Raw genomic sequence first — 20,419 nt, forward strand, 5'->3', positions numbered from 1 at the left:
TTAGGCTTTTCTGTAATGTGATTAGTATGATTTATAGGTGGTTTGTATGGATATAAATGTCTTATTTAAGATGCTCACAGTTCTTAATTTTTTAGCTCTGTTTGGTTCAATTTTTTTCATGTATAAAATTGGAAAGCTAGGTTCTCAAACATTAAGAACATATTTATCAATAATTACTGTTGTTTACGTAGTTGGTTTTTTATATTCAGAATATTACTTTATAAACCATGGTTTTTTTAATGAGTCAGATTCCTTTGCTCTTATTGTAGTGACGGTGTCAATACAGATGTTAGTTATTGTGTTATATATAATAACTCAATTTATACGCAACTTTTCACAGGAGGATGAAAAGAATAATATATTTGAGTCAAATTATAATAACGCTACCTATAAAAAAGCAATTTTAAGTAAGATAGAACTTGGTACCCCATTTAACATTATTAAAGTTAAGATCATTAACCATAGGAAGCTTATTGATGTCTCATCAGAGAGTCAGTTTAGTAAGATGTTGTCACTTTCTGTTTTAGAGCTAAAAAAAACATTGAAGGATTCGCATTTAGAGTTTTACTCTAATTCTAGAGAAATTATTATTATTGGTTATTCAACAGATAGAGAAGAAATTAAGCGTTTGGCTTATATGGTATATGAGGCATTAATTCTTCCAATACAAATGAAAAAACAGAATATTCTACTTCAACCAGTGATTGGTTGTGTTATTTCATCATCTGATGTTGAAAGTAGTGAAGTACTTTTAAAGCAAGCAGACATTGCATGCTATAAAGCCAAAAAACTAGGGGTAAGTCTTGATTTTTATCGAAGTACTTACTCTGAATCTATTTACGAAGAGGCTTACATTTTAAATAGATTAATAAATGCGGTCCCAAATAATGAGTTTAAGCTTTATTATCAACCTATTGTAAACAGTATCGATCAAACCGTGCATGGTTATGAAGCGCTTATTCGCTGGCCCCAGAGTGATGGGAGTATGATCCCCCCTGATAAATTTATTTCTATTGCTGAAACAAATAATTATATAAAGGGGATAACTCAATGGGTAGTGAAGCAAGTTTCCCATGATATTGCGGCGTTTAAAAGAGAAAATATACACCCATTAGTTCATGTGAATGTATCAACTCTCGACCTTCATGATGAGGATCTTTATAAGCTCCTATTTACATTAGTCACGAATAAACAGTTAGAACCATCAGATGTGATCTTAGAGGTGACAGAAAGTGCGCTAATGTCTGATGTTGATACTGCTTATCTTATGTTATCAAAATTATCTGAATTGGGCTTTTATATCAGTATTGATGATTTTGGTACGGGTTATTCATCGTTATCATTGCTTAGAGTACTGTCATTTAATCAGATCAAAATAGATCAATCATTTATTCGAAATATGGCTATTGGTAATAGTGATTATGCTATTGTGGCCTCAACAATTTACCTTGCACATAGTTTAGGTTGCAATGTTGTAGCAGAAGGTGTTGAAGATTTTAATTTGTTTGATGAACTTAAAGAGCTAGGATGTGATTATATCCAAGGTTATTGCATTAGTAAGCCAAAAGAGTTTACTGAGATACTTCACTGGTCTTTAAAACAAGTTGAGATGAACAAACAAACAGCGATAGCATAACGTATGGTTCATAAGTCCCCCAGAGATCATCAGATTAACGTGGGGGGATTATGTTTGTTACTTTATTTAAGTAGAAGAGGATTGATTTTTCTCTTTTAAGAAAGGTACTGATTCATTTGGTCTGAAATATTTTTTAGCTCAGAGATAACTGACTCTATGATTTCAGCGTCCGGCTTAGTATCGCTTTTTGATAGTCTTTCAATTTCTTTTATTTGAGAAATAGTATCTATTTCAAATAAGTTCCCTAAAGCTCCAGAAAGAGTGTGTGTGGTATTGTAAAGTGCGATTAGATTATCGCTATCATACTCTAGGCGTATTTTTTGAATGATGCATGCATTTTCATTAAGGTATAGCGAAAATAACTCTTGTATAATCGCCTCGTCTCCTTCAAACATATCTTCTAACGCTGGGATGTTAATCATAGATGGTTCTCGTATCAATAAACTATATGCTTAATATAGGATATAAATTTTTTTAATCAAAAAGACACCAGATAGTTCTTATTGAATATTCTTGCTAAAAGATTTAGTAGAGAGTTTTATAAAGTGAAAAATAAATAGATAGATACTATAGCCATCAATGATTAGTTGTTTTTTTATTCAAAAGTAATAAAAATCAATCAACTAGGTTTACTTTTAATCAAGCAGACATTTTTTTTCAAAAAAGGCTTGCGCCTGATCTCATTTTCTCTATAATGCGCGACATCACTTGATGAGGCGAATGCTTCAGAAGAGTCCCGTGGAGGGATGGCTGAGTGGTCGAAAGCACCGGTCTTGAAAACCGGCAACCGTTAATAGCGGTTCTAGGGTTCAAATCCCTATCCCTCCACCACAATCCTATTGTTGAGCTAAATTAGCTTGATGATGAAAAAGATATAGTGTGCCGACTTAGCTCAGTAGGTAGAGCAACTGACTTGTAATCAGTAGGTCACCAGTTCGACTCCGGTAGTCGGCACCATATTTTCTCTTTATGAGATGCAATACCTGTTCCCTTTTAGTTCAGTTGGTAGAACGGCGGACTGTTAATCCGTATGTCGCTGGTTCAAGTCCAGCAAAGGGAGCCACCTTTAAGAACGCCGCTTGATAGCAATATCAAGCGGCGTTTTTGTATTTGCAGATTATGAAATGATAAGTCTTTATTTCGAATATATTTACGTGTTTGTCTCATAAGTTGTTGTTTTTCTAATTATAGAATGTGCTTTAATTCGTTTCGTCACTTTACAACACTAGAAAGCCCAGCACTGCATTCAAGGATGAATAATACCAATCCCAGTAATTAATTGCGTTGGTATAAAAAAGCCTCTGACTAATATTATTAGTCAGAGGCTTTTTTTGAATAACGTCTATATTATCCTGAAACGTGCTCTTTAGTTTCTTCTGACTTCAATCAACTTACTCGCTTCTAATTTTTCTTTTAGCCACAAACCAGATGTCTTCATCGCATAAGCAAAGACACTTCCCAAGATTAGTGAAGGAATAACTAACTGCCAGTTACCATTTGAAGCAAAAGTGGCACATGAACCAATGAAAGTTCCTGGAATAAAGCTTAACCAGCTCTTCTTTGCTTGTGCACACATAAAGAAAGCAACAATAGCTGTAATAACATAACCAATGATTTCTAGGTTTACCATTGAAGAAAGTTTGATGATGACCATAGCCCAAAATACACCACTAAGATTAGTAGCAATACTTAACCCTATGCCTTTTATACCATCAGTAGGAGAGGCAAAGTAGGTAGTACAACCAAGAAAACCAGCCCAACTTAATAGGCCTAAGCTAACAGCTACCCAGCCCCAAAGACCAGAAAGAATACCTGTAGTAATAGCAATGGCAATTAGTGTACTCATGGTTATACCTATAATCGATTATTTGTTAATTACTTATCATAATGTCTTTAATTACGATTTTTAGTGATTTAAATCTCCTTAATTAACTATTGTTACATTGCTCTCTTTAGAAATTGAGAGTGCAATCGATTACATGTATGTAAGGTGAAAATGTAAATAGAAAAATAAAGTTTTAAGAAAATACACGCATACATGTAAAACTTTATTTCACTGTGAATTAAGTATCTTGGGGTTGTAATATGTATTGTTAGTCTTAAATTTTTATTTTGCACCTCAGTTGGTTGGGGGTTATTGTGGGTTACCTCACATAATGATAATTATATTTTTAGTGAAATAACTAGTATTCCGTTCTGTTATAAGTTGATGTAACTCTCATTATTTTAATTTATACCGTGAAATATAGGATTAAGTGTGATTCAAAGCATAAATTGGATTTATCTTAATTTGTAAAGTTAAAAAACTTTTGTATTGTAATTCCAGATTTGAATTTTAATTACTTTATTTTTAGGAATGGAATCATGTTGAAAAGAACCCTTCTTTCTACTGTTATTATGGCAAGCTTAGCGGCTTGTTCTTCTACTTCTTCTGAGCAATCAACAGTTAACCAACTGGCTGAAAACCTAGATATTAACTACACAGTGATTACTAACCAAGGTGCTGATGACGGCCTTGCTTGTAAAGAACTTCAGGCTGAATGGGCATCATGTAACAAAGTAAACATGACAATCACCAACACTGGTGAAGCGGTTGATTCTGCTGATTGGACAATTTATTTTCACAGCATTCGTTTAATTTTAGATGTAGAGAACGACCAATTTAAAATTACTCGTGTAACGGGTGACTTACACAAACTTGAACCAACAGATAAATTTGATGGTTTTGCTGCTGGCGAAGAAGTGGTTCTTCCACTGGTAGCTGAGTATTGGCAGTTATTTGAAACTGACTTCATGCCAGGTGCATTCGTAACGGCTCCAGGAGCAGAAGCTCGTAATATCATTTCTTTGGATACTGAAGACACTGGAGAATACGTAGATGAAATCATCGGTGTTCAACTAAAACGCACTCTTGCTGATAATAACGTTGTAGCAACAGCAAACACTCGTTTTGAGAAAAACGCAGATGTAGCTGAAGTAGATGCGTCTTCTCATATTATTCCAACACCGTTAAAAACGACACTAACTAATAAAACCGTTGATTTAGCAAAAGGTATCTCAATTACTGCAAACGGTATTGATGCAGACCAACTTGCGGCATTAAACCAACGTGCTGAACTTCTAGGTCTTGAAACTTCTGGTGAATATCCAGTGTCTGTTTCTGTAGATAAGAAGCAATTCAAAGATGGCGTATCTGGCGCATATAAATTAGATGTGACAGAAGATAAAACAACGGTTGTTGCATTTGATCAAGCGGGTGCATTCTACGGCGTGCAATCTTTACTTGCTCTAGTAAGCTTAGATAGCTCAGAAATCCCAACGCTAAACGTAGAAGATGCTCCACGTTTTGAATACCGTGGCGTAATGGTTGATGTTGCTCGTAACTTCCACTCAAAAGAAGCGATTCTTGCGACAGTTGACCAAATGGCAGCATACAAACTTAACAAACTACATCTTCACCTAACAGATGATGAAGGTTGGCGTTTAGAGATCCCTGGTCTTCCTGAGCTAACGGATATCGGTGGTAACCGTTGTTTTGATGAGTCAGAAACTTCTTGTTTACTGCCTCAACTAGGTTCAGGTGCAGATTCAGATAACTTTGGTTCTGGTTTCTTCACAACAGAAGACTACTTAGAAATCCTAACGTATGCGAAAAACCGTAACATTGAAGTGATCCCAGAAATTGATATGCCAGCTCACTCACGTGCAGCTGTTATGTCAATGGAAGCTCGTTACGCACGTCTTGCTGCTGAAGGCAAAATGGAAGAAGCGAACCAATACCGTCTGATGGATCCAAAAGATGAATCAAACGTAACAACAGTTCAGTTCTACAATAAACAAAGCTTTATCAACCCATGTTTAGATTCATCTTCAACGTTTGTAGATAAAGTGATCACTGAAGTTGCAGCAATGCACAAAGCGGCTGGTGTTCCTCTATCAACATGGCACTTCGGTGGTGATGAAGCGAAAAACATCAAACTTCACGCTGGTTTCCAAGACATCAATGATGAAGAAAAAATCGCATGGAAAGGTGACTTAGATTTATCTAAGCAAGACTTCCCATTTGAAAAATCACCACAATGTCAGTCTCTGATTGCAAGCGGTGAAGTTGCAGATTTCGAACATCTACCAAGCCATTTTGCAGAGCAAGTATCTAAAATTGTTGCAGCTAAAGGCATTCCACACTTCCAAGCGTGGCAAGATGGTCTGAAATATTCTGAAGGTGCTAATGCATTCGCAACTGAATCAGTACGTGCAAACTTCTGGGATACTCTATACTGGGGCGGTGGTGCTTCTGCGTACGAGTGGGCTGATAAAGGTTACGACGTAGTTATCTCTAATCCAGATTACGTTTACATGGATTTCCCATACGAAGTTGATGCGAAAGAGCGCGGCTACTACTGGGCGACTCGTGCAACAGATACGCGTAAGATGTTCGGTTTCGCACCAGAAAACCTACCTCAAAATGCGGAAACATCGGTTGACCGTGACGGTAACGGCTTTGAAAGTGCAGGTACAGTAACACCGAAGAAACCATTCTACGGTCTGTCTGCGCAACTTTGGTCTGAAACAGTACGTACTGATGAGCAATATGAGTACATGGTATTCCCGCGTGTTATCGCAGCAGCAGAGCGTGCATGGCATGAAGCGTCTTGGGAAAATGAATACAAAGCAGGTGTTAAATATTCTCTAGAAACAAATCTAGTGAATAAGAAAGCACAGCTTACTGATTGGACGAACTTTGCAAACACTATGGGTCAACGTGAATTAGCGAAGCTTGAAAGAGCGGGTATTGATTACCGTCTACCAATCCCAGGTGCAGAAATTGCAAACGGCGAGCTAAGCATGAACATTTCATTCCCAGGTGTAACGCTACAATACTCTGTAGATGGCGGTAAAACATGGGCTGCATATGATAATGCGAACAAACCAAAAGTAACCGGTGATGTTCAAATTCGTTCAGCATCATTTACTGGCGAGCGTGTTAGCCGAGTAACTAGCGTTAAATAATTAAGTTAGAAATACATTAGAAACAGTCATTAAATAATCAAACGGCACTTCTTTTATAAGAGGTGCCGTTTTTTATGAAATAAACTTCATACATCAAAAATGGAATCATTCTTTTATTTTTTGGTTAAGTGTTTTTTATGGTCGTAACATCGTCTAACTTCGTTATAGCTGGCTCTAAAATCATTTAAATGTCCATTAGTTAATACGTAGCATGTTCACTCATTTATAAATGTGCATTTAAAATGAACCTTTAAGGGTTTATTATATTCCTTATGAATGACTTATCGGAATCAGTATTGATAAGTAACTAAAACTACGGAATGTATTATGGCTATTTCTCGACGTACCTTTTTAAAAACATCCATTGCTACAGCAGTTGTTGCTGGTGGTGGTTTAATGGTTTATCCGGCTTCGAAATTCTTTGATGATGAAGATATTGAGGTGATCCCACACGCCAGTCATTGGGGGCCATTTAATGCGATAGTCAAAGCAGGCGTACTTGTTGGTATTCAACCGCGTAAAGAATTAGACGCAATGCCAACTGAAATGCTGACTGAAGGGTTAATTGATCGAGTCTACGATAAAACTCGCGTTAAATATCCAATGGTTCGAGTATCTTACCTTGCCGATCCTAAAGGTGATAGCAAACCACATCTACGCGGAAAAGAACCCTTTGTAAGAGTGAGTTGGGAAACCGCTTTGTCTTTGCTTGCCGATGCTATTCAAACGACAGCGACAGAGCATGGTAATGAGGCTATTTTTAGTAGCTCTTATGGTGGCTGGTCTCATGCTGGTTTAATGAGACCGCAAGTACTACAAGGTCGATTTTTTAATCTTATTGGTGGACAAAGTACCACAACGGGTGACTATTCAGGAGGGGCCTCTCAGGTGATCCTTCCTCATGTTATTGGTGATATGGAAGTGTATTCACCACAAACAGCGTGGCCTGTAATAAAAGAGAATACAGAAATATTTGTATTGATTGGCTGTGATCCTTGGAAAAATAACCGTATTGAGTTTCGAGTTGCCGATCATCAGATGTACCCACATTGGAAGCAGTTTGCCGAAGATGGGATCAAATTCATCTCAATTAATCCACAACGTACCCGTACTGATGATGAGTTAGATGCTGAATGGGTGAAAATTGTACCTAATACAGATACCGCCTTATTTTTAGCTATGGCACAGCATGTGTATGTAAATGATCTTCATAATACTTCCTACTTAGATCGTTATACCGTAGGGGCTGATAAATACATTGACCATTTAATGGGTAAAACTGATGGGGTGGTTAAATCTCCGGAATGGGCAGCGAAGATCACAGGGATATCGGTAGAAGATATTCAAGCAATGGCGATTAAATTTGCAACCAGTAAAACTCAGTTTGCGGCAGGTTGGTCATTACAAAGAGCCGATCATGGTGAAATGATCCATTGGGCAATTATTAACTTTGCAGCCATGTTAGGAAAGATTGGTAAACCGGGTGAAGGGGTTGGTTTTAGTTGGCATTATGGCAATGGTGGTATGCCACAATCAGGGAAAACATTACCAATAGGTTTATCTCAAGGGAAAAATCCAGTCAGTGCTATTTGTCCTGCATCTCGTATCTCTGAAATGTTAATGAACCCAGGAAAAACCTTTACAAGAGATGGCATTGAATACACCTATCCTGATGTCAAAATGGTATATAACGCTGGTAATAATCTATTATCACATCAACAAGATACCAACCAACTGATTGCTGCGCTTAATGAAAAAGTAGAGACCTTTGTATGCCAAGATCCTTGGTGGTGCGCATCGTCACGTTATGCAGATATTGTATTGCCAGCAACTAGTACATTAGAGCGAGATGATCTCTCCTCTGGTGGGACTTACAGTAACGATAAAATCTATGCGATGCGTCAGGTTATTCAGCCTTATGGGGAAAGTTTAGATGACTTCGAAATTTTCCGAAGATTAGCTGAAATATTTAACGTTGAAGATAAATTTACGGAAGGGTTACCGTTTGATGAGATATTAAAACGAGCCTATAAAGCGTCTTCTGCTACATTACCGTTTGATGAGTTTTGGAAAAATGGCGTCGCTTTATTACCAGTGCCACAAGAAGCAAACCAATGGGTAAGACATGGAGATTTTTATCAAGATCCAGAGAAGAACCCACTGCATACGACATCAGGAAAAATAGAACTGTATTGCCAAGATATCGCCAATTTTGATGTGAAAAACTGCCCGCCAATGCCGACATTCTTAGAACCGTTTGAGTATCTTGGTAATGCAAAGCCTAATGAAGTTCATGTTGTTAGCCCGCATCCTTACATGCGATTACATTCACAATTGGCCAATACAGAAGTTCGTAAATACGAAAGTGTTCAAGGTCGTCAATACGTATTAATTAATGATAAAGACGCCGAGAAACATGGTATTCGCTCTGGTCAATTAATGGAAATATATAATGAGCGTGGCCGAGTTATCGCAGGAGCTAAAGTGTCAGATCAAATCATGCCTGGTGTAATTAGCTTAGAAGAAGGAGCATGGTTGCAATTTGATAGCCTAGGTCGCTGTAATAGTGGTTCAATCAATGTATTAACCTCTGGTAAAGCATCAAGTGATTTAAGCCAAGCGACTACTGCAAATACGTGTTTAGCTTATATTCAACGTTGTCGAGATCCAGAATCATCTAATTTGGCTTTTGAACCGCCAAGAATAGTCACAGTAGATACTGATATCCGTATTGATAAAGTGAATACTACTTTGGGTGATAGCAGTGGGTTAGGCCGTGAGACAAAGCAAAGCGTAGGTGAAGCGTTATTTTATCAGCGTTGTACTATGTGCCATTCGGCAAAAGATCCTAAGCAGTATACTAAGGCTCAATGGCGTGGGATCACTCAAAGTATGTTTCCTCGGGCTGGCTTAAATCCATTGGAACGTGAAGAAGTAATGAGCTTTCTTGAAGCAAACGCGAAAGATTCAAGCAATAGTTATAAATAGTAAATATAACAGTTAGTTATTAAGTAACCATTATTTATATACTCAAACGGCACTTCTTCGGAAGTGTCTTTTTTTATTCTATTTTCTGGTTTTAATTGATCTCTGTCCTATGCTTGTTACTTAAGTGTTAAAAATAAGATTGGGTGAGATAAATGGATTTAGCTAATGTATCAATTAAAGGGCGACTATTAGGCAGTAATATTGTGATTTGTTTTTTAATAATTGCATTAAATATTGTGGTGTTTCAATCAATTTCGACGATGGAAAAAGCCTCTGAATGGGTAGAGCATACCGAAGAGGTTATCGCAAATAGTAAAGGTCTTGTTAATTCAATGGTCAATCAAGAAACTGGCTTGCGAGGATTTGCTATTGCCGGTCAAGAAGATTATTTAGAACCTTATATAGCAGGTAAAGCTGATTTTAAAACCTATTTGCAAAAATCAAAATCGTTAACATCGGATAATCCAGCACAACAGGTACGTTTTGATGAGGTTTCTACTCAGGCTCAGAATTGGTCAAACTATGCAGAATCAATTATTGAGCTAAGAAGAAATATTAGGCAAGGAGAGGGTGTAAATAATCAGCTAACGGAATTAATTCAATCGGGTATTGGCAAAAATAAAATGGATGGGTTGCGTGCAGAAGTCGATACACGAAGCTTTGGAATGGTTGGGAATATTATCATCAATGCGATGGTCAATATGGAAACAGGCTTAAGAGGTTATATTCTTAATCGTGAAGAACAATATTTAGAACCGTATTATACGGGACTAGAAGTGATCAAAAAACAGAATCAATTTATAGAAGGAACGGCACTATCTAAGCATGTAAATGGATGGATAAATGATTATAGTGAAAAAGCCATTCTCCTTGTAAAAAAATCAACTGACTATAAAACAATGTCAGATCTTTATGCTGAATTAAATAAGAAGAAGGGCAAAATCTATATGGATGATCTTCGTAAGAAGGTTTCGACAATTATAGATATTGAAGCGGGTTTGATGGACCAAAGAAAAATTGAATCAAGTAACGTGGCAACAATAGCAAATAATGTCATTATTTTTGGTAGTGTAATTGTTGTTATATTAGCGCTTCTTTTCTCATACTTTACAGCTATGAGTATTACAAAACCAATTCAAAAAGCGGTTGATTATGCCAAGCAATTAGCCGCTGGTGATTTGAATATCAATGTTGGTAAACAAGGAGGCAGTGAGGCAGGAACACTGTTACTTGCCATTCAAACGGTATCAAATAATCTAAAAGAAGTGATTGGTCAAATAGCAGATACCAGTAATAAGTTGAATGAATCATCAAGTTATCTGAGCAATGCACTGGATAAAACAGGTAATGGCGCTAAAGAACAACTAAGTCGAACAGAGCAAATTTCAGACGCAATGCAACAGCTGTCTATTGCTGTTCAAGAAGTATCTCAAAATACGGTTAATGCAGCACATGTTGCGACGAATGCAGATGAAGAGGCACAAGCAGGATTTAGTGTAATTCAAAATACTATTCAGCATATTGGGCAATTGGATGAAGAGATAAAACAGACTGCTTCTCAAATTACAAATCTAGCAGAAGAAACCAATAATATTGGTAAGATCTTAGAGGTTATTGGGGGCATTGCAGAGCAAACTAACCTGCTTGCACTAAATGCAGCGATAGAAGCAGCAAGAGCCGGTGAACAAGGTAGAGGCTTTGCAGTCGTTGCCGATGAGGTGAGAGTTCTTGCTAAACGAACTCAAGAATCAACAACTGAAATTCATACCCTGATTGATCGAATTCAAAGTGGAACAAATGGTGTTGTAACCAGCATGGAGCAGAGTACTAGTTTATTAACTTCAAGTATCGACTCTGCTAATAAATCAGGTGATGCGTTTTCTGCGATTACAGAATCAATTACTAAAATAAATGATATGAACACGCAAAGTGCAAGTGCATCAGAAGAGCAGAGTGTTGCTACTGAGCAGGTGAATGAGAGTATGCAAGCGGTGAATGGTATTTCTCAAGAAAATCATAATATTATGATGGAAACCGTTAAGTCTTGCGAAGACCTTGCTAAGTTATCTATTGTTTTAAATGATACAGTTAAGCAATTTAAGATGTAGTTATTGAGTTGGTTATTATTCAATAAAGTAAACCCTCAGTAAATAAGATTACTGAGGGTTTTTATCTATTTTGATAGTCTTTTTTATTATTAACTCTCAGGTAACCATGTTTGTTCAGAAACGACTTTTTGATTTTTGAAGGTTAATTGTTCTACCTTATCGCCATGATTGTTCCAATGGGTTAATGAACCATCTTTGATTTTACCATCGTCATAATTGGCTTGGGTCGCTTTCTTACCATTAGCATAATAGCTGGTGTATTGGCCGTCTTTTTTACCATCATCGTAGCTGATGGTTAAATTCTTCTCGCCATTGTCATACCAACGAGTCGCTTGACCATCTAGCTGGTTATTCTTGTAAGTAAATTCTGTTTTCTTTTGGCCGTTTGCATACCAAGTTTGCATTTGGCCATTTAGCTTGCCATCTTTATAATTAAGTTTTGAGGCCATTTGACCATTTGGATACCAATTACTTTCGGTGCCGACTTCCAATCCTTTGTTGAATTGCGCTTTGGTCGAGATTTGTCCATTATCGTATTTTTGAACGAACGCTCCTGTATATGGACTTTCTTGGTTCACTTGATAAGCTACACCATTACGCATTTGTAAGTAATCAACAGAACTGTCTTTTGGTGCTGCTGCTGCGTAACTGGCACCAGACACTGTACTTAGAGCAAGTAAAACTGGGATATATTTCTTCATTGTGATACCTCATTTTTCGCGAATATTTCACATTGAATGGCTATGTTGTTTTTTACTTATATCGCTTTCATCATTTTTATTTTTTGATGTGAAGCTAAGCTGATATTCAATATTCCACTTATTTTTATTAATGTCAGTACCGAATTTTGTAGTCATACTTTTCATTTATGAGGTGTCAATTTAGGGAACTTTTCGTATTTCTTAAGGTAGCTTTAATGATTATTTTTCACAAACTCTAAGAAAGTCCGGTCAGCTTTTGATAGATAACCATTTTTTCGCCATGCAATTGAAATATCTAAAAAGATAGGTTCACTAAAGGGAATTGAGACAATGTCTGGCTCGCTCTCGGTGGCGAGTTCTAACAAGGCACTAATGGCAAAGTCTCGTTTTACAATTTTTAGTATTACTGGTAATAGATTGGTTTCAAAAGAGAAATTAGCGGTCAGTTTTTGTTGTTGGCAAATAGCGTCTAACCTTTCTCTATGAAAATAGCCTTGTTTAAACATGACTAATTCTTGAGAGAAAAATTCTTTAAATGACAAAGTGTCTTTGGTTGCAAACTCATGCTCAGGACTCACCACTGCAACCATTTGAGATCGTAATAAATGGTCAGAATCCAGCGCGTCAGGTAAGTTTCTTACTTGAGTAATTCCAAGATCAATCTCCCCATCAAGCAACATTTTTTGAATTGATTGAGCGCCTGCTTCTACCATAGTGAGTTTTAATTTTGGATAGCGACTTTTAAAGGCCATCAGTACATCGGGAAAATAATAGGTTCCCATTATGCTTGGAACGCCTAATCGAACTTCGCCTTTTTCTAATCCCCTTAGTTCCTTCATAGCTAAAGTCGCATCATCCAACTGTTGTAAGATAAGTTTGGCGTGTTTAAGTAGGGCTTCTCCCTCATGAGTAAGGGTTATTCTGCGTTCATGACGACGGAAGAGTTCCAGTTCTAGCTGACTTTCAAGTTTTTTGATGGCAACGCTTAGTGCTGGCTGAGCAATGTGCAACGCATTCGCCGCATGAGTAATGTTTTGGTGCTCGGCAACTGCAACAAAATACTTTAGTAATCTTGTGTCCATCTTAAAAATTCACCATAACTAAAAACTATCAAATCAATAATTATTATATATTTTCACTATTTCAATGAACTTGCTACTGTTTTGATATTGTTTTTCCTGATGATGATCACTGAGATGATTGAATTTCGTAGTAAGGCGTATTACCAAGTGAGTGCCGCATTGGCTTTTGGATCATTTTTGGTCTTTTGTAATTTGTATTTGTTTCAACCTATGTTGCCAGTATTGGCTGATCATTTTATGGTGTCTGCGACTCAAATCAATTGGTTGTTGGCTGCAGGGACATTAATGCTGGCTCTGAGTTTATTGCCATGGGCGATAGCGTCTGATTTCATTGGTCGACGCAAAGTGATTTTATTGAGCTTATTCATGCTTCCTGTCATTGGAGTGACCTCATTATTAACCGATAGCCTTATTGTTCTTATTTTAAGTCGTGCAGCAATGGGTATCGCACTTGCTGGTTTTGCGGCTGTTGCAGTCGCTTATATGGCAGATGCGTTTACTGCTCAAGCGTTTAGTTATGCCATTGGTGCTTATATTAGTGCTAACTCGTTAGGAGGGATTTCTGGACGACTATTTGGCGGTGTTATAACAGATCATTTTAGTTGGCAAATGGCAGTGATCTTGATGGCTCTAATAAGTGCAATTGGTGCCATTATCGTTGCTCTAATTTTGCCAAAAGACACAGCTCAGCAAACTGAAAAACGGTCAGTCTCTGATTATCATCGTGTACTTGTTCAGCATTTAAGAAACAAGCAACTCTTTTTGGCTATGCTGATTGGAGGGGTTAATTTTGCTTTGTTTGTTAACTTATACTCCGTTACTGGTTTTCGTTTAATTGTTAAACCTTATTCGTTGCCTTTAAGCGTGACTTCTATGATCTTTCTTTGCTACTTATCAGGCACAGTGAGTTCCCGTTTAGTTGGATTATGGTGTCAGCATTTTAATGCGGTATCGGGTATGTTAGCAGGAACATTGTTGAGTTTAATTGGAATGGGGATCGCCAGTTTTGAATCATTGACTGCGATTGTTATTGGCTTGAATATATTGAGTTTTGGTGCTTTTTTTACGCATTCACTCGCTTATGGTTGGGTGAGCCAAAAAGCAGAGACGGCGAAATCGACGGCAACCGCATTATACCTAGTACACTACTATGTCAGTGGTAGTTTAGGTGGGTTCTATTTGATGTATTGTTGGCAACATGGCGGGTGGGAGAGTGTTGTTCTTGGAGCTGCAGTGCTTTATATCGTTATTTTTGGATTATGCTGGCGTTTATATAACTATGCCCATACCAAGGAGGTATGGGCATAGTCGCAGTACGTTATTGTATTTTTATTTTAATGTTTTTAGATTCTATAATTCAAAAATCTTAAAGCCATTTTTTCCTGAATGTTTTATATCATACATGGCAGCATCGGCATTGTGCATAACTTCATTAATGCAGCCTCCATGCTCAGGGAAGAACGCAATACCAATACTTGTACTTAGGTGATAAGAAATGTCCTCTAGTATTAATGGTTCATTGTTGTTTTTAATAAATTTCTCTACTTGTTCAATCACTGTTTGGTGAGTTGTGAGATCGTAAATAAGTATGGCAAATTCGTCTCCACCAAGACGGGCAACATAAGCGTTATCCGAAAAGACATTGTGTAGATTCTTAGCAATTGCTTTTAAGGCTAAGTCGCCAGCACTGTGACCAAAATTATCATTAAGATCTTTAAAAGCATCTAAGTCGATATAGATTAATGCTAATTTAGTATTGTCCTTTCGGGCACTTTGCATTTTCCAGTGGAATAATTTGTTAAAATAACCACGATTTATTAATCCAGTTAAACCATCATGATGTGCTAACTTATTGATTTCATTGTTGTTCATTATCTTTTTAAGTTGTAGTTGTGCTATAAGTAAAGAAATGATTACAGAGAAAATTAGTAAGCTAATCACGATGAGTAATTCATTTCCCTTCATTTCACTTAAACTCCATAGAGGAACACTTGGAACAAAGGTAATGAGTCGCCAACAGGTATCTTGATTGATAATAGATACATATTTGTCTGATTTTAGATTTTCAGGGTATGAAAAAACAGAATCAAACGTGAGTATTCCAGAACCAATACTATATTGTCCTTGTTGACGATTTTTGAAACATTTGTAAGTCTTAGGATAAATAGCAGAATATTTTTTATCTTTATTTTCGCCAAACATAAATGCAAATTCTAACTCTGGTCTTTTATCATAAATTAGAAAGTAATTATCACTATTAATAAGCATATGATGATTTTTTTGCTCTAATGAGAAAAGCTTCAAGCCATCAATTAAATATTCTGCGAGGTAGTTTAGTATTACTACTCCACGTTTTTCCCCATACTCATCAAAGATAGGGGTGACTAGACGAATCATTGGTTTGTATGGCTGTTCTATTTTTCCATGTTCAATATTTAAATCTAGGATAGATATGTAGATCTCTCCATCTTTTAATTTCAGACTATCCTGAAAATAATATCTGTCCTGTTTGTTTTGTAACTGATTTTTAGGAACAATAGTAGGAATGCCATTATTATAATTAATACGGATAACTTCATTACCATCAAGGTCAAGGTAGCGTAATTGGTCATAAAGCCCCTTTCTAAAGCTTAACGCAAGTGTATTTAGCTCTGCTCGTTTAATCAGTTTTTTATCATCACTTCCATAGGCTTTATTGATTTCAATAAAGTCAGACAGTAAGAGAAGATCTTTCCCTATGTTGTCGAGGGCCATCGCAATATATTGTTTCTGAGCGGAGACGAGGGATCTCTGTTCTGTTTTTATTTGATTAATTTTTATTTCACTTTCCGAGTGTTTATAGAAGTAAAAAATATAAAAGAAAATAAACACAGAAATAAAATGATAAAGCGTGACCAAAAAAATAGATTATTGGACTTATTAAATGTAATCACTTCATTTACTCAACTTAAAATCAACAAAACAAACAATTTCACAGCACTTGTTTTTGCGTGAAGTATTATTTATGGGTGTTATAGGTCGACGAACTTTATAGTATATGAATAATTCTATCAATGGGAAAATCGTAGAAAATGGAATAAAAATTGACCTAAATCGTATTATTTTTAGGAATTAATTTTAACCATAGTGCTCAGGCATTGTTTGTTATTAATTATCTTTCTATATGAGGGAAGGATATTACAATTAATTAGCAAAATCATTGTTTTTTGGTTAACTTTTGTTTTTTTGTTGAAGGTATGGAGCGAATGAAATGAAAATAGAGAGCGTAAGTATTGGGTTTATTTAAAAGACTTTAAATTCAATAGTTTAATCTCTCTAGTTTTTAGGGCGGAGTGTGAGAGGTTAACTAGGTTTAAGGTAATTAATACTAACGTATTCAGGCTCTTCTATCCCTGCATCTTGGTTTAATACTCGAGTCAATACAAAGTAGTAGTTTGCTAATATATTGGCAAAGCGAGGGAGTGTTTCTGGGATTTTCTTTGTGGTTAATTTATCCACTTGAACTAACGCTCGCACCACTTTTTTACTTAAACTACGGCATTGATGAAGTTGAATAACTGGGCCTGTGCCACGAGGAAGAACAAAGCGTTTTTCTTTATCTTCGACTTGTGCTTTAAAGGCGAACATTTCTGCGAGTAGTTCTTGGACATCTTCTTCAAAAATACCGCACTTTCCACGTATTGAACCATTTAAATGAAATATTTTAGGTTGTAAACGTTCTAAGGATTCTCGAACTTCTTGGTTTGATATTTGAGAAAGAGCCAAACCAGTATAGGCGCATAACTCATCGGTTAAGATCTCAAAATCACACAGTGGACTGTCTTCAAAAATGAAAGGGTATGAAAGTTCACCAACCACGCCTGATGCTTTTAGTGTCATAGTTACATTACTTATTAGTGGGTTATGAAGAAATACACTTTACCATGAGCTAAGAAAACATAGCGAGATAATCTGAGTTTAATAGATAGAATATATTATCGCAGCGACGTACAATATCGACCACTTCGGAATACGGTGAGAATCCGTAACGGACGCGCCACTGTGAAAGTCTCAACGGGATTTGAGTCAGATACGAAGTGCTTAATTTTATGCTCTATTACTCAGAGCTATAATGTACGCGATTTACAGGAGTTTTCATGCGCTGGCCTGCGTTAAAATCATTTATTATTGCCTCTTCTTTTTTGTTTTCTTTTTCATCGATGGCAGAGACTATTTATCCGTTAAGCGTAGTTGATGGCTTAGGGAACTCTGTCGTTATTGAACAAGAGCCTAAGAAAATCTCATCTAAAACCCTATTTACTGATGCTGTGTTATTAGAATTGGTGGATGATAGTTCACTCTCCAGTTTGACTGATTTAGCCAATAACCCTAATTACTCAGCGGTAAAAGACATTCTTCCAAAATCAGTGCCTTTATTGGCGTTGAATGTAGAAATGATTATTGCTAATCGTCCTGATATTGTGTTTGCTGCGAACTGGAGTGACGCATCAAAGTTAGCGATTATTGAAAGTGCGGGCATTCCGGTTTATCGAATTCAAACACCTAAAACGATCGCAGAGATCGAAGCTGAGATCTTACATGTTGGTGAAATAGTTAACAAAAGCGAAGCGGCTAAAAAAGTCGTTGCTAAAATGAAAGCACGATTAACTCAAAATGTGATTAAGCCAAAACAAAGATTAACAGCGTTAGATTACAACCCTTGGGGAACCTCTAGTGGACAAGACTCCACATGGGATGAAGTATTAAAGCAAGCAGATCTAGATAATGCGATTGAAGGATTAGTCAGTGATAAATACGGCCAAGTGCCAGTATCAAAAGAAATGGTGATTGTGCTTAATCCGGATGTGTTGTTTATTCCTGCTTGGGTTTATGGCGATGACAATGGAGCAGAGCAGTTCAAGCAAGATTTAATGTCTGATCCTTCTTTGCAATCAGTCACTGCTATTAAAGAAGGGCGTGTGTATCAAATGCCTCATGTATTAAGAAGCGTTTATAGTCAGTACATTATTGATGCTGTTCTTTTTGTTAATCATTCTGCGTATAAGAGACCTTAATGCCTTTTTATCGTTTAACGTCATTTCAAATTATTATCTCAGCCAGCCTTTTTATTGGTTTGTTTTTGGCGTATCTAAGCCTTGGTGCGGTGCATATCCCAGTTCTCGATATATTGGCGATGTTTAAGAGTTACCTGATTAATGGTAGCGAATTCGCAGCAAAGGAATACCCATTAGCCTCTGCGATTGTTATGCACATTCGATTACCTAGAGCGTGCGCCGCTATTCTTGCTGGTGGTGCATTGGCCTTGGCTGGGGCATGTACTCAAGGTTTATTTAAAAATCCATTAGCAAGTCCAGATGTGTTGGGAGTGAGTTCTGGCAGTAGTTTTGGTGCGGTAATTGCGATAGTCACGGGCTTTTCATTTATGAACCCGATGTGGCTACCGATTTTTACTACAGTGGGGGCATTGGCGGCGTCAGCATTTATCTATGTATTGGCTTCTCGCAGTTCTTCTTCGCAGATCTTGTTTTTGATCTTAACGGGCTTGGCGCTTTCTAGTTTATTGGGTGGCGCTCGCATGGGGCTATTATTAATGGCTCAGCAATATGAAGTCAGTCAGTTTGTCTTTTGGGCAATGGGTGGTTTGGATGGGCGTATGTGGCAACATTTATTGTGGCCAACACCTGTCATTATTATTGTTTCAATTCTGCTATTAAAAGAAAGTCGAGCCTTAAATTTATTAGCATTAGGTGAAGAAAGTGCACACGGAATGGGGCTTAATGTAAAACAGACTCGATTCAAGCTATTGATGTTTGCTACCTTGCTTACTGCGATGTCGATAGCGATTGCCGGACCTATAGGCTTTATTGGCTTGATGGTGCCGCATTTGGTGCGTTTATTAGTGGGCCCTGCACATGAAAAACTGTTGCCGTTCTCTGCCATTTTTGGTGTTATTTTCTTGCTTTTATGTGATTTGTTAGGTCGTTGGATTATCGCACCAAATGAATTGAAAGCAGGGATAATTACCTCGTTTATTGGCGGCTGTTACTTTATAGGCTTAATTATTCGATTCCAAAGAAAAGGGCGTTTAGCATGATGAATTCAACAGCGGCGTTACTAAACGTATCAAACCTAAGTTATCAAGTTGGTTCAAAAGCGCTATTAAAAGATATTTCTTTTTCTGTGAATGCGGGTGAGTTAGTTGGTGTTATTGGCCCTAATGGTGCTGGTAAAAGTACCTTGATGAAATGCATCAGTGGTTTTCAAGCCTATTCTCAGGGGGAGATATCAATTAAAGGCGAATCGCTATCGAGTCTTTCTCATATTGAACGTGCATTAAGTATGAGTTATTTACCTCAATACAGTGAAGCCGCATTTCCATTTAGCGTGATGGAAACCATTGGTTTTGGATTTCATGCACGTCAGCAACAAGAAGTAATTTCAACAGACCTGATTAAAGAGCAAAGCAAAGCTGCATTAGAGAGAGTTGGAATAGGGCATTTACATAATCGAACAGTGACTGATTTATCTGGTGGTGAAAAACAGTTAGTACACTTTGCGCGATCATTAGTGCAAGGAACGTCATTAATGTTGCTTGATGAGCCAACGGCCAGTTTGGATATTGGTCATGAATCGCAGTTAATGAATGTGCTTTATCAAGAATGCCAAAACGGAAAGTCTGCCTTGGTTGCTATTCATAATTTAAACACTGCGGCAGAATTTTGTGATCGACTCATCTTGATTAACCAAGGTGAAGTGATGGCAGAAGGTAAGCCAAATGAGGTGTTGAGTGAAGAGAATATTCAAACTTTGTATCAAGATCTAGTCATGGTGTCGCATCATACGGTGACAGGGAATACAATAGTGTCGCCGTATAAAAAGTAATTCAATATTTAG

General features: G+C 37.1%; 14 protein-coding genes, 3 tRNA genes and 1 riboswitch. Of the genes, 11 read left to right on the plus strand and 6 right to left on the minus strand.

Going from position 1 to position 20,419, the window contains the following annotated elements:
- Positions 1 to 46: 46 nt before the first annotated feature.
- Positions 47 to 1,636 carry a GGDEF domain-containing phosphodiesterase gene (locus tag PVK71_RS03940; protein WP_274417602.1) on the plus strand — a complete coding sequence of 530 codons (1,590 nt, stop codon included), beginning with the start codon at positions 47 to 49 and terminating at the stop codon, positions 1,634 to 1,636.
- Positions 1,637 to 1,731: 95 nt separating this feature from the next.
- Here the strand turns inward: PVK71_RS03940 and PVK71_RS03945 are convergent, their stop codons facing one another.
- The gene (locus PVK71_RS03945) at positions 1,732 to 2,058 is read right to left on the minus strand and encodes an Hpt domain-containing protein (RefSeq protein WP_274417601.1); all 327 of its coding nucleotides are present in this window, start codon (positions 2,056 to 2,058) and stop codon (positions 1,732 to 1,734) included.
- Positions 2,059 to 2,376: 318 nt separating this feature from the next.
- Between PVK71_RS03945 and PVK71_RS03950 the strand changes: the two genes are divergently transcribed.
- The 3 genes from PVK71_RS03950 (at position 2,377) to PVK71_RS03960 (ending at position 2,699) form a co-directional block, all read left to right on the plus strand.
- Positions 2,377 to 2,467 (plus strand) — tRNA-Ser (locus tag PVK71_RS03950).
- Positions 2,468 to 2,517: 50 nt separating this feature from the next.
- A tRNA-Thr gene (locus PVK71_RS03955) sits at positions 2,518 to 2,593 on the plus strand.
- Between the two features lie 30 nt (positions 2,594 to 2,623).
- Positions 2,624 to 2,699: transfer RNA gene (locus tag PVK71_RS03960), tRNA-Asn, on the plus strand.
- Between the two features lie 303 nt (positions 2,700 to 3,002).
- Here the strand turns inward: PVK71_RS03960 and PVK71_RS03965 are convergent.
- On the minus strand, positions 3,003 to 3,482 hold the full coding sequence (locus tag PVK71_RS03965) for a DUF1097 domain-containing protein (RefSeq protein ID WP_274417600.1): 480 nt from the start codon (positions 3,480 to 3,482) through the stop codon (positions 3,003 to 3,005).
- Positions 3,483 to 4,000: 518 nt separating this feature from the next.
- Here PVK71_RS03965 and PVK71_RS03970 point away from each other — a divergent pair.
- The 3 genes from PVK71_RS03970 to PVK71_RS03980 all read left to right on the plus strand — a co-directional run bounded on the left by PVK71_RS03970 (position 4,001) and on the right by PVK71_RS03980 (position 11,742).
- The gene (locus tag PVK71_RS03970; RefSeq protein ID WP_274417599.1) at positions 4,001 to 6,646 is read left to right on the plus strand and encodes a beta-N-acetylhexosaminidase; all 2,646 of its coding nucleotides are present in this window, start codon (positions 4,001 to 4,003) and stop codon (positions 6,644 to 6,646) included.
- 327 nt (positions 6,647 to 6,973) lie between these two features.
- Positions 6,974 to 9,634 carry a molybdopterin-dependent oxidoreductase gene (locus PVK71_RS03975; RefSeq protein WP_274417598.1) on the plus strand — a complete coding sequence of 887 codons (2,661 nt, stop codon included), beginning with the start codon at positions 6,974 to 6,976 and terminating at the stop codon, positions 9,632 to 9,634.
- A 152-nt stretch (positions 9,635 to 9,786) separates the two neighbouring features.
- Entirely contained in the window at positions 9,787 to 11,742 is a 1,956-nt protein-coding gene (locus tag PVK71_RS03980; protein WP_274417597.1) for a CHASE3 domain-containing protein, read from the plus strand.
- A gap of 89 nt (positions 11,743 to 11,831) precedes the next feature.
- Here PVK71_RS03980 and PVK71_RS03985 read toward each other — a convergent pair whose 3' ends face one another.
- Both PVK71_RS03985 and PVK71_RS03990 read right to left on the minus strand, forming a co-directional pair.
- The gene (locus tag PVK71_RS03985; protein ID WP_274417596.1) at positions 11,832 to 12,443 is read right to left on the minus strand and encodes a toxin-antitoxin system YwqK family antitoxin; all 612 of its coding nucleotides are present in this window, start codon (positions 12,441 to 12,443) and stop codon (positions 11,832 to 11,834) included.
- Positions 12,444 to 12,655: 212 nt separating this feature from the next.
- Positions 12,656 to 13,525: a LysR family transcriptional regulator gene (locus tag PVK71_RS03990; protein WP_274417595.1), complete on the minus strand. Its 870-nt coding sequence runs from the start codon at positions 13,523 to 13,525 to the stop codon at positions 12,656 to 12,658.
- Between the two features lie 114 nt (positions 13,526 to 13,639).
- On the opposite strand from PVK71_RS03990, the gene PVK71_RS03995 reads away from it, so the two are divergent.
- Entirely contained in the window at positions 13,640 to 14,833 is a 1,194-nt protein-coding gene (locus PVK71_RS03995; protein ID WP_274417594.1) for an MFS transporter, read from the plus strand.
- A gap of 42 nt (positions 14,834 to 14,875) precedes the next feature.
- Here PVK71_RS03995 and PVK71_RS04000 read toward each other — a convergent pair whose 3' ends face one another.
- Together PVK71_RS04000 and PVK71_RS04005 are read right to left on the minus strand one after the other, a co-directional pair.
- Positions 14,876 to 16,279, minus strand: coding sequence for a sensor domain-containing diguanylate cyclase (locus PVK71_RS04000; protein WP_274417593.1), 1,404 nt, complete (start codon positions 16,277 to 16,279; stop codon positions 14,876 to 14,878).
- 588 nt (positions 16,280 to 16,867) lie between these two features.
- On the minus strand, positions 16,868 to 17,404 hold the full coding sequence (locus PVK71_RS04005; RefSeq protein WP_274417592.1) for a cobalamin adenosyltransferase: 537 nt from the start codon (positions 17,402 to 17,404) through the stop codon (positions 16,868 to 16,870).
- 127 nt (positions 17,405 to 17,531) lie between these two features.
- Positions 17,532 to 17,598, plus strand: a riboswitch (cobalamin riboswitch).
- A gap of 63 nt (positions 17,599 to 17,661) precedes the next feature.
- On the opposite strand from PVK71_RS04005, the gene PVK71_RS04010 reads away from it, so the two are divergent.
- The 3 genes from PVK71_RS04010 to PVK71_RS04020 are packed head-to-tail and all read left to right on the plus strand — an operon-like array spanning position 17,662 to position 20,407.
- Positions 17,662 to 18,579: an ABC transporter substrate-binding protein gene (locus tag PVK71_RS04010; protein WP_274417591.1), complete on the plus strand. Its 918-nt coding sequence runs from the start codon at positions 17,662 to 17,664 to the stop codon at positions 18,577 to 18,579.
- Complete coding sequence (locus PVK71_RS04015; protein ID WP_274417590.1) at positions 18,579 to 19,619, plus strand: FecCD family ABC transporter permease; 1,041 nt, start codon at positions 18,579 to 18,581, stop codon at positions 19,617 to 19,619. The genes PVK71_RS04010 and PVK71_RS04015 overlap by 1 nt, the downstream gene beginning before the upstream one ends.
- Complete coding sequence (locus PVK71_RS04020; protein ID WP_443111701.1) at positions 19,616 to 20,407, plus strand: ABC transporter ATP-binding protein; 792 nt, start codon at positions 19,616 to 19,618, stop codon at positions 20,405 to 20,407. The genes PVK71_RS04015 and PVK71_RS04020 overlap by 4 nt, the downstream gene beginning before the upstream one ends.
- The last annotated feature ends 12 nt before the right edge of the window (positions 20,408 to 20,419 follow it).

It is taken from the genome of Aliivibrio sp. S4MY1, assembly GCF_028765545.1.
In the GTDB taxonomy this organism is placed as follows: domain Bacteria; phylum Pseudomonadota; class Gammaproteobacteria; order Enterobacterales; family Vibrionaceae; genus Aliivibrio.

What these genes read in the sequence shown, in the direction of transcription:
- PVK71_RS03940 (WP_274417602.1), top strand. Translation starts at nt 47, where the DNA reads ATGGATATAAATGTCTTATTTAAGATGCTCACAGTTCTTAATTTTTTA.
- PVK71_RS03945 (WP_274417601.1), bottom strand. Translation starts at nt 2,058, where the DNA reads ATGATTAACATCCCAGCGTTAGAAGATATGTTTGAAGGAGACGAGGCG.
- PVK71_RS03965 (WP_274417600.1), bottom strand. Translation starts at nt 3,482, where the DNA reads ATGAGTACACTAATTGCCATTGCTATTACTACAGGTATTCTTTCTGGT.
- PVK71_RS03970 (WP_274417599.1), top strand. Translation starts at nt 4,001, where the DNA reads ATGTTGAAAAGAACCCTTCTTTCTACTGTTATTATGGCAAGCTTAGCG.
- PVK71_RS03975 (WP_274417598.1), top strand. Translation starts at nt 6,974, where the DNA reads ATGGCTATTTCTCGACGTACCTTTTTAAAAACATCCATTGCTACAGCA.
- PVK71_RS03980 (WP_274417597.1), top strand. Translation starts at nt 9,787, where the DNA reads ATGGATTTAGCTAATGTATCAATTAAAGGGCGACTATTAGGCAGTAAT.
- PVK71_RS03985 (WP_274417596.1), bottom strand. Translation starts at nt 12,443, where the DNA reads ATGAAGAAATATATCCCAGTTTTACTTGCTCTAAGTACAGTGTCTGGT.
- PVK71_RS03990 (WP_274417595.1), bottom strand. Translation starts at nt 13,525, where the DNA reads ATGGACACAAGATTACTAAAGTATTTTGTTGCAGTTGCCGAGCACCAA.
- PVK71_RS03995 (WP_274417594.1), top strand. Translation starts at nt 13,640, where the DNA reads ATGATTGAATTTCGTAGTAAGGCGTATTACCAAGTGAGTGCCGCATTG.
- PVK71_RS04000 (WP_274417593.1), bottom strand. Translation starts at nt 16,279, where the DNA reads ATGGCCCTCGACAACATAGGGAAAGATCTTCTCTTACTGTCTGACTTT.
- PVK71_RS04005 (WP_274417592.1), bottom strand. Translation starts at nt 17,404, where the DNA reads ATGACACTAAAAGCATCAGGCGTGGTTGGTGAACTTTCATACCCTTTC.
- PVK71_RS04010 (WP_274417591.1), top strand. Translation starts at nt 17,662, where the DNA reads ATGCGCTGGCCTGCGTTAAAATCATTTATTATTGCCTCTTCTTTTTTG.
- PVK71_RS04015 (WP_274417590.1), top strand. Translation starts at nt 18,579, where the DNA reads ATGCCTTTTTATCGTTTAACGTCATTTCAAATTATTATCTCAGCCAGC.
- PVK71_RS04020 (WP_443111701.1), top strand. Translation starts at nt 19,616, where the DNA reads ATGATGAATTCAACAGCGGCGTTACTAAACGTATCAAACCTAAGTTAT.